8 protein-coding genes are annotated in these 9,216 nt (G+C 73.7%); 3 read left to right on the top strand and 5 right to left on the bottom strand.

Going from position 1 to position 9,216, the window contains the following annotated elements; genetic code table 11:
* The 3 genes from CCN33_RS16140 to CCN33_RS16130 all read left to right on the top strand — a co-directional run.
* Positions 1-401 (top strand): cysteine dioxygenase (locus CCN33_RS16140; protein ID WP_086694308.1); only part of this gene is annotated, 401 nt, incomplete at its 5' end.
* Between the two features lie 45 nt (positions 402-446).
* On the top strand, positions 447-1,406 hold the full coding sequence (cofD, locus tag CCN33_RS16135; RefSeq protein ID WP_086694307.1) for a 2-phospho-L-lactate transferase: 960 nt from the start codon (positions 447-449) through the stop codon (positions 1,404-1,406).
* Entirely contained in the window at positions 1,403-2,704 is a 1,302-nt protein-coding gene (locus CCN33_RS16130; protein WP_086694306.1) for a coenzyme F420-0:L-glutamate ligase, read from the top strand. Before cofD ends, CCN33_RS16130 begins: the two co-directional genes overlap by 4 nt.
* A gap of 187 nt (positions 2,705-2,891) precedes the next feature.
* Here CCN33_RS16130 and CCN33_RS16125 read toward each other — a convergent pair whose 3' ends face one another.
* The 5 genes from CCN33_RS16125 to CCN33_RS16105 all read right to left on the bottom strand — a co-directional run.
* Positions 2,892-3,368, bottom strand: a complete 477-nt coding sequence (locus CCN33_RS16125) for a nucleotide triphosphate diphosphatase NUDT15 (protein ID WP_279628177.1) — start codon at positions 3,366-3,368, stop codon at positions 2,892-2,894.
* 32 nt (positions 3,369-3,400) lie between these two features.
* The gene (locus tag CCN33_RS16120; protein ID WP_244173827.1) at positions 3,401-4,333 is read right to left on the bottom strand and encodes a DUF4232 domain-containing protein; all 933 of its coding nucleotides are present in this window, start codon (positions 4,331-4,333) and stop codon (positions 3,401-3,403) included.
* 94 nt (positions 4,334-4,427) lie between these two features.
* Complete coding sequence (gene meaB / locus CCN33_RS16115) at positions 4,428-5,423, bottom strand: methylmalonyl Co-A mutase-associated GTPase MeaB (RefSeq protein ID WP_086694303.1); 996 nt, start codon at positions 5,421-5,423, stop codon at positions 4,428-4,430.
* Between the two features lie 7 nt (positions 5,424-5,430).
* Positions 5,431-7,605 (bottom strand): methylmalonyl-CoA mutase, encoded by a 2,175-nt coding sequence (gene scpA, locus CCN33_RS16110; protein ID WP_086694302.1) that lies wholly within the window; start codon positions 7,603-7,605, stop codon positions 5,431-5,433.
* The coding region (locus CCN33_RS16105; protein WP_086694301.1) for a methylmalonyl-CoA mutase family protein at positions 7,605-9,216 on the bottom strand (1,612 nt) is incomplete at its 5' end. The genes CCN33_RS16105 and scpA, both read right to left, overlap by 1 nt.

Raw genomic sequence — 9,216 nt, 5'->3', positions numbered from 1 at the left:
TGGCCCGCGCGGTCGCCGCCGACCGCGACCGGTGGGCACACCTGGTCCGCTACGACGCCACCACCCGCTGGTACCACCGGCTGCGCACCGGCCCCGGCTACGAGGTGTGGCTGCTGTCCTGGGTGCCGGGCCAGGGCAGCGGACCGCACGACCACGGCCGCTCCTCCGGCATCCTCACCGTGCTGGAGGGCACCCTGACCGAGCGCACCGACCGGGGCACCCGCACCCTCACCGCCGGCGCCCAGCGGGTCTTCGCGCCCGGCTACGTGCACGACGTGGTCAACGACGCGCTGGAGCCCGCGGTCAGCCTGCACATCTACTACCCGGGGCTCACCGAGATGCCCATGCACACGGCCCAGCACTGCGAGGCCCGTACGGAGCCGAGCCCGGCCGCGGTGTGATCACCGGCCGCACGCGCTGTCGGCGGCTGCTGACACACTGATCCCATGCGCATTGTGGTTCTGGCAGGCGGCATCGGCGGTGCCCGGTTCCTGCGCGGTCTGAAGCAGGCCGCCCCGGACGCGGACATCACGGTCATCGGCAATACCGGCGACGACATCCATCTCTTCGGGCTGAAGGTCTGTCCCGACCTCGACACCGTGATGTACACGCTCGGCGGCGGCATCAACGAGGAGCAGGGCTGGGGGCGGGCGGACGAGACCTTCCACCTCAAGGAGGAGCTCGCGGCCTACGGCGCCGGACCGGGCTGGTTCGGGCTCGGCGACCGGGACTTCGCCACTCACATCGTGCGGACCCAGATGCTGGGCGCCGGGTATCCGCTGAGCGCGGTCACCGAGGCGCTCTGCGACCGCTGGAAGCCGGGCGTGAAGCTGATCCCGATGACCGACGACCGGGTGGAGACCCACGTCGCCGTCGACCTGGACGGCGAGCGCAAGGCGGTCCACTTCCAGGAGTACTGGGTGCGGCTGCGCGCCTCGGTGCCCGCCGAGGCGGTCGTACCGGTCGGCGCCGAGCAGGCCAAGCCCGCGCCCGGTGTGCTGGAGGCCATCGCGGAGGCCGACGTCATCCTCTTCCCGCCGTCCAACCCGGTGGTGTCCGTGGGCACCATCCTCGCGGTGCCCGGCATCCGGGAGGCCATCGCGGAGGCGGGCGTCCCGGTGGTCGGGCTCTCCCCCATCGTCGGTGACGCGCCGGTGCGGGGGATGGCCGACAAGGTGCTCGCCGCCGTCGGCGTGGAGTCCACCGCCGCCGCGGTCGCCGCGCACTACGGTTCCGGGCTGCTGGACGGCTGGCTGGTCGACACCGTGGACGCCGGTTCCGTCGGGACGGTGGAGGCGGCCGGCATCCGCTGCCGTGCCGTCCCGCTGATGATGAGCGACCTGGACGCGACCGCCGCGATGGCGCGCGAGGCGCTGGAGCTGGCCGAGGAGGTGCGGACCGCGTGAGCGAGTACCGGGTCTGGGCGCCCTCCGGTCTGCCCGAGGTGGCGCCGGGCGCCGACCTGGCCAAGCTGATCGCCGCGGCGGAGCCGGGTCTTGCCGACGGGGACGTGCTGCTCGTCACCTCCAAGATCGTCTCCAAGGCCGAGGGACGCATCGTGCGGGCCGCCGACCGGGAGGCCGCGATCGACGCCGAGACCGTGCGCGTGGTGGCCCGGCGCGGGCCCCTGCGCATCGTGGAGAACCGGCAGGGCCTGGTCATGGCCGCCGCCGGCGTCGACGCGTCGAACACCGCCGAGGGCACCGTACTGCTGCTGCCCGAGGACCCGGACGCCTCCGCGCGGGCGATCCGCGAGGGCCTGCGGGAGGCGCTGGGTGTCACCGTGGGCGTGATCGTCACCGACACCTTCGGCCGCCCCTGGCGCGCCGGGCTCACCGACGTGGCGATCGGCGCGGCCGGGGTGCGGGTCCTGGCCGACCTGCGCGGTGGCACCGACGCGCACGGCAACCCGCTCTCCGCGACCGTCGTCGCCACCGCCGACGAACTCGCCTCGGCCGGGGACCTGGTCAAGGGCAAGGCCTCCGGCCTGCCGGTGGCGGTCGTACGCGGCCTGCCCCACGTGGTCACCGGCGCCACCGACCAGGGCGAGGGCGCGCGGGCGATGGTGCGCTCCGCGCGGGACGACATGTTCCGGCTCGGCACCTCCGAGGCGGTACGGGAGGCCCTGAGCCTGCGCCGTACCGTACGGGCCTTCACCGACGAGCCGGTCGACCCCGGCTCGGTGCGCCGGGCGGTGGCCGCCGCCGTGACCGCGCCCGCCCCCCACCACACCACGCCGTGGCGGTTCGTGCTGCTGGGGTCCGCCGAGTCCCGGCTCGCGCTGCTGGACGCGATGCGGGACGCCTGGATCGCCGACCTGCGCCGGGACGGTAAGAGCGAGGAGTCCATCGCCAAGCGGGTCCGGCGCGGTGACGTCCTGCGCAACGCCCCGTACCTGGCCGTGCCCTGCCTCGTCATGGACGGCTCGCACACATACGGCGACGCGCGGCGGGACGCGGCCGAGCGGGAGATGTTCGTGGTCGCCACGGGCGCGGGCGTGCAGAACTTCCTGGTCGCGCTGGCCGGGGAGCGGCTGGGCTCGGCCTGGGTGTCCTCCACGATGTTCTGCCGTGACGTGGTCCGCCAGGTGCTGGACCTGCCCGCCGGCTGGGACCCGATGGGCGCGGTGGCGATCGGTCACCCGGCCCAGGAGCCCCCGGCCCGGCCGGCACGGGAGGCGGCGGCCTTCATCGAGGTGCGCTGAGGCGGGTTCCGCCGAGGAGGCCCTAGGGGGTGTCTCGTCGGTCTTCGTGGATCAGCCCGCGGCGTCCGGTGCGGTGCCTCGGCGTGCGGTCGGGTCGTCCGCGTACTGGACGTACTTGGGCGATTCGGCCGTGCGGCGAGGTGCCGTGCCAGGGGTCGCGGGCCCGCGCAGATCGGCGAGACATCCCCTAGGCGCCCGCCACCGGATACCGGTGCACCGGTGGCAGCCCCGTCAGCAGGCCCGGCCACACCGTGTCGATGACATGGGCGCTCGGCGTGAACAGCGGCCGGGGCAGCACCGCGGGGTCGTGCCACTCCCAGCGGTCGATCAACTCCGGCTCCCGCACGCTCGGTTCCCCCTTGAACGCGCTCACCCGCACCGCGGCCGTCACACGCGGGACGCCGTGCACGGAGTCCATCAGCAGCGCCAGCAGCCGCGCGTCCTCCGCATCGGCCCGCAGCCCCGTCTCCTCGGCCAACTCCCGTACGGCGGCCTCCGCGAAGCCCTCCCCGGCGTCGTTCTTGCCGCCCGGCAGCTCCCACACCCCGCGCTTCTTCGACCAGCCGAGCAGGACCCGGCCCGCCGCGTCGGTCACGGCGACCCCGGCACCGGTGAGCGCGTGCGGCGAGGGCCGTCCCTTGTCCGCGTAGGCGATGTCCTCCACCACGTCCCCTTCCGATGGGGCGGAAGCGCCCGTCACTCCTGCTTCCGCCATGCCTGGACCCCCAGTCTGCCCGTCGTCCCGAGGTCCAGTTCCGGCGTCACCGTCACCGGCGCGGCGCCCGCCCTGGCGCGGACCCGGAGGTAGGGGGCGTTCACGGCGCCGCCGACCGCCTCCACCGTGTTGCGCCAGACGATGCCGGACAGGGCGCGCTCGCCGGGTCGCAGGGTCAGCGGGCGGGCCACGTCGGGCGGGCCGCCGAGCTGGGCGACCTCGGCCGAGGGCAGTATCCGCACCCCCTCGACGCGCTCGTGCTCGGCGTCGAGGATCTCCAACTCAGGCCGCCCGTCGACCGCGTACGGCTCCCTGCCGCAGTTCTCCAGGTGCAGGCCCACCACGCGCAACCCCATCGCCGCGTCCCCCTCGTCGGCGTACACCCGCACCCCGGACGCGGGGCACGGACCGCCGGGAGCGGGGGCCTCGGAGCTCGGGATGCTGCGCACGGACATGAGCGACACGCTGGTGCCGCCCGCGGTGTCCCCGTGGCTCCGGCTCATCGCCACCCGGCCGCGCACGGTCCTGCCCGGTCCGACCGGGCCCACGACCCGGCTCGCCCCGGTGTACCCCCGGGCGTCGAAGACGACCGTGTACGTCATGTCGTGCGCGGCCGGGTTGGTCACCTCGAACTCCGCAGTCAGGGAACTCGCCCGGCAGACGCCCTCCTCGTCGATCGCACCGGCGTACTGCCGGGTGATCCGCACCCCGTCCCGGGCGGTGCCCGTGCCGGACGGCACCGGGGTGGGCGTGCCCGGCGGGCGCGGGGCGTCGGCGGTGGCCGTGGGACGGGCGCCAGGGACCTCGCCGTAGGGCGGGGCCTTGGACGGACACAGGGCCTCCGCGCGCACCCCGCCCGCACCCGCGCCGGGCTCGGCGGTGCCGCACCCGGCGAGGGCCAGAAGGGCGAGCACTCCCACACCTGCGAATGATCTGCGCATCCGGTGAGTCGATCAGGAGCGGCCCCCACCGGCTGTGGTGGAAGCCACTCCTCCGGTCACAGGGCTGTCACAGCGCCCCGTCCCGCTTCCCGAAGGCCCGCAGAATCCGGTCCGCCGCCATAGTCGCTGTCAACGACCCCTGCCTGACCTCCTGTTCGAGGTCCGGTGCGAGTCTCCTGACCTCGGGGTCGGCGTGCAGCCGGCCGAGCAGCTCGTCGCGCACCATCGCCCAGGTCCACCGCACCTGCTGGTCGCGTCTCTTGGCGGTCAGCCGGCCCGTGGAGTCCAGCAGGGTGCGGTGCTGCTCCAGCCGTTCCCACACCGTGTCCAGACCGCTCGTCTCACGGGCACTGCAGTGCAGCACCGGCGGGGTCCAGAACGCGTCCTTGCCGTGCATGAGCCGCAGCGCGCCCGCGAGTTCACGGGCCGCGGCCCGCGCGTCCTTCTCGTGCGGGCCGTCCGCCTTGTTGACGGCGATCACGTCGGCCAGCTCCAGCACGCCCTTCTTGATGCCCTGGAGCTGGTCGCCGGTGCGGGCCAGGGTGAGCAGCAGGAAGGAGTCCACCATGTCGGCGACCGCGGTCTCCGACTGCCCGACGCCGACCGTCTCCACCAGGATCACGTCGTACCCGGCCGCCTCCATCACCACCATGGACTCGCGGGTCGCCTTCGCCACCCCGCCCAGCGTGCCCGCGCTGGGGGAGGGGCGGACGAACGCGTGCGGGTCCACCGCGAGGCGCTCCATCCGGGTCTTGTCGCCCAGGATGGAGCCGCCGGTACGCGTGGAGGACGGGTCCACGGCGAGCACGGCCACCCGGTGACCCCGCTCGGTCAGCATGGTGCCGAACGCGTCGATGAACGTCGACTTCCCGACGCCCGGCACCCCGCTCACCCCGATCCGCCGCGCCCGCCCGCTGTGCGGCAGCAGCTCGGTCAGCAACTCCTGCGCCAGCGCGCGGTGCTGGGGGCGGGTGGACTCGACCAGGGTGATCGCGCGGGCCACCAGGGCGCGCTTACCCTCCAGCACGCCCTTCACATAGGTGTCGAGATCGATCGCGGCCATGCCGGGCTCAGAGATCGTGGCCGAGGTCGGCGGCGAGCCGCCGCACCAGGTCGTGCGCCGCGTCCGGGATGACCGTGCCGGGCGGGAACACCGCCGTGGCGCCCATCTCCAGCAGCGTCGGCACGTCCTGCGGCGGGATCACCCCGCCCACCACGACCATGATGTCCTCGCGCCCCTCCTCGGCCAGCTGCTCGCGCAGCGCCGGGACCAGCGTGAGGTGCCCGGCGGCCAGCGAGGACACCCCGACCACGTGCACGTCCGCCTCCACCGCCTGCCGGGCGACCTCCTCCGGCGTCTGGAACAGCGGGCCGACGTCGACGTCGAAGCCCAGGTCGGCGAAGGCGGTGGCGATCACCTTCTGGCCCCGGTCGTGCCCGTCCTGGCCCATCTTGGCGACCAGGATGCGCGGCCGGCGCCCCTCGGCCTCCTCGAAGGCGTCCACCAGGGCGCGGGTGCGGTCCACCGACGGGGACTCGCCTGCTTCGTTGCGGTACACCCCGGAGATGGTACGGATCTGGCTCGCGTGCCGGCCGTACACCTTCTCCAGCGCGTCCGAGATCTCGCCCACCGTCGCCTTGGCGCGGGCCGCGTTCACCGCCAGCTCCAGCAGGTTGCCCTCACCGTCCGCCGCGCGGGTCAGCGCGTCCAGCGCGTCCCGGCACGCCGTGTCGTCCCGCTCCGCGCGCAGCCGCCGCAGCTTCTCGATCTGCTGGGCGCGGACCGAGGAGTTGTCGACCTTGAGCACCTCGATCTGCTCGTCGGTGTCCACGCGGTACTTGTTGACGCCGATCACCGGCTGCCGCCCGGAGTCGATACGGGCCTGGGTGCGCGCCGCCGCCTCCTCCACCCGGAGCTTCGGGATGCCCGCGTCGATGGCCTGCGCCATGCCGCCCGCCGCCTCGACCTCCTGGATGTGCTGCCAGGCCTTGCGTGCGAGGTCGTACGTCAGCCGCTCCACGTACGCGCTGCCGCCCCACGGGTCGATGACCCGCGTGGTGCCCGACTCCTGCTGGATCAGCAACTGGGTGTTGCGGGCGATGCGCGCCGAGAAGTCGGTGGGCAACGCCAGTGCCTCGTCCAGGGCGTTGGTGTGCAGCGACTGGGTGTGGCCCTGGGTCGCGGCCATCGCCTCCACGCAGGTGCGCGTGACGTTGTTGAACACGTCCTGCGCGGTCAGGGACCAGCCCGAGGTCTGCGAATGGGTGCGCAGTGAGAGCGACTTGGCGTTCTGGGGGTCGAACTGCCTGACCAGCTTGGCCCAGAGCAGCCGGGCCGCCCTGAGTTTGGCCACCTCCATGAAGAAGTTCATGCCGATCGCCCAGAAGAACGACAGCCGGGGCGCGAACGCGTCCACGTCCAGCCCCGCCTCCCGGCCCGCCCGGATGTACTCCACGCCGTCCGCGAGGGTGTACGCCAGCTCCAGGTCGGCCGTCGCGCCCGCCTCCTGGATGTGGTAGCCCGAGATGGAGATCGAGTTGTAGCGCGGCATCCGCTGCGAGGTGTACGCGAAGATGTCGGAGATGATCCGCATCGACGGCTTCGGCGGATAGATGTAGGTGTTGCGGACCATGAACTCCTTGAGGATGTCGTTCTGAATGGTCCCGGCCAGCTTCTCGGGCGGTACGCCCTGTTCCTCCGCCGCCACGATGTAGAGCGCGAGCACCGGCAGCACGGCGCCGTTCATCGTCATCGACACGGTCATCCTGTCCAGCGGGATGCCGTCGAAGAGCTGCCGCATGTCGAGGATCGAGTCGATGGCCACGCCCGCCATGCCGACGTCGCCCATCACCCGTGGGTGGTCGCTGTCGTAACCCCGGTGGGTGGGCAGGTCGAAGGCGACCGACAGGCCCTTCTGGCCGGCGGCCAGATTGCGCCGGTAGAACGCGTTGGACTCCTCGGCCGTGGAGAAGCCCGCGTACTGCCGGATCGTCCACGGCTGGTTGACGTACATCGTCGGGTACGGCCCGCGCAGATACGGCGCCATGCCCGGGTACGTGTCCAGGAAGTCCAGGCCCTCCAGGTCGCGGCCGGTGTACAGCCCCTTGACCTCGATGCCCTCGGGCGTCTCCCACAGCGGCTCACCGCCTCCGGTGTCCCGCTTGACGGCGGCACGCCACTCCTCGGCGCCGCCGTCGACGGCCGGGGTGCCCAGCTCGATGCCGGAGAAGTCGGGGATTCCCATCAGGACGCTCCGATGCGGTCGAGAGTCGCGGTCAGGACGGCGACCGCGTCGCAGCCCGCGAAGACGTAATGGTCGACGCCCGCGTACTCGGCGGGGCGGCCTGCCAGATGGATCTGCCGGGCGCCCGCCGCGCGCAGGGCCTCGGCGGCCTGTTCGGCCTCCTCGGCGTAGCGGGCGTCGCTGGAGCAGAGGACCGCCTCGGTGGCGCCGCTCTCCTCGAAGTTTCCGCCGGTGACCGGCTCGATGCCGCCCGCCTGGAAGAGGTTGGCGGCGAAGGAGGCACGGGCGGTGTGCTCGGCGGCCGGGCCGAGCGTGGCGAGGAAGATCCGCGGGCGGGCACCGGTCGCGGCCAGATGGGCGTCGGAGCGGGCGCGCAGCACCTCGTACGCCTCGTCCCGGCGTACGCGCGGCAGACCGCCGGAGGGGGGCTCCGGGGCGGGCTCGCGGTGCACCGGCTTCTCGTCCAGGAAGGGGAACTCGCTGACGCCGGTGACGGGTTCGCGCCGCTTGGCCAGCTTCGCGGACCGCTCCGCCCAGGTGCGCGCGAGGTCGTCCCGGAGCCGGCCGGAGCGCAGCACGGCCGCCTGGCCGCCGTCCTGCTCGACGGACCGGAAGAACTCCCAGGCAGCGTGCGCCAGTTCGTCGGTCAGCCGCTCCACGTACCAGGAACCGCCCGCCGGGTCGACGACCCGCGCGAGGTGCGACTCCTCGACCAGGATGGTGGAGGTGTTGCGGGCGATGCGGCGGGCGAACGCGTCGGGCAGGCCCAGCGCGTGGTCGAACGGCAGCACCGTCACGGAGTCGGCGCCGCCCACCCCGGCGGCCAGCGTGGCGACCGTCGTGCGCAGCATGTTCACCCACGGGTCGCGCCGGGACATCATCACCGGCGAGGTCACCGCGTGCTGTACCTGCGCGCCCGAGCCCGGCGCCCCGCACACCTCGGCGACCCGCGCCCAAAGCCGGCGCGCGGCGCGGAGCTTGGCGATGGTGAGGAACTGGTCGGCGGTCGCCGCGTACCGGAACTCGATCTGGGCGGCGGCCTGTTCGGCGCTCAGCCCGGCCTCGGTCAGCTCCCGCAGATATGCGACGGCGGTGGCCAGGGAGGCGCCCAGTTCCTGCGCGGCCGAACCGCCCGCCTCGTGGTAGGGCAGTGCGTCCACGGTCAGCGTGCGCAGCCCCGGATACGCGGCGGCACGGGCCGCGAGCGCGGCGACGGGGGCGAAGTCCAGCGGGGTGCCGGTGCGGGCCTCGTACCCGAGCGGGTCGGCGCCGAGGCTGCCGCGCGCGTCCTCGGGGGCTACGCCCCGCTCCTCGTACAGCTTCAGCAGCGCGTCCGCGGCCGCCTCGGTGTCGGCGCCCGCGTCCAGGGCCACGGGGGCGAGGTCCAGGTAGACGCCGTCGAGCGCCCGGCCGAGGTCAGCGACGGGGATGCCGCCCTCACCGAGCACCAGCCAGAGGGAGGTGACACCGTTCTCCAGGTCGGCCAGCACCGAGCCGTCGAAGAGCGCCGCGTGCCGCTGCCGTACGTCCCAGCCTCCCGGGGTGTTGCCCACCGGGCGGCCGCCGCGGGTGAACGGCGCGAAGCCGGGCAGGCCGGGGTCGGGCGCGGCG

It is taken from the genome of Streptomyces recifensis, assembly GCF_002154615.1.
GTDB lineage: Bacteria > Actinomycetota > Actinomycetes > Streptomycetales > Streptomycetaceae > Streptomyces > Streptomyces griseoluteus.
The sequence above is the reverse complement of the archived record's forward strand: the minus strand, read 5'-3'. Positions and strand labels throughout refer to the sequence as shown.

Bases quoted from the DNA above. Each gene is read 5' to 3' on its own strand.
- cofD (WP_086694307.1), top strand. From the start codon at position 447: ATGCGCATTGTGGTTCTGGCAGGCGGCATCGGCGGTGCCCGGTTCCTG.
- meaB (WP_086694303.1), bottom strand. From the start codon at position 5,423: ATGGCCGCGATCGATCTCGACACCTATGTGAAGGGCGTGCTGGAGGGT.
- scpA (WP_086694302.1), bottom strand. From the start codon at position 7,605: ATGGGAATCCCCGACTTCTCCGGCATCGAGCTGGGCACCCCGGCCGTC.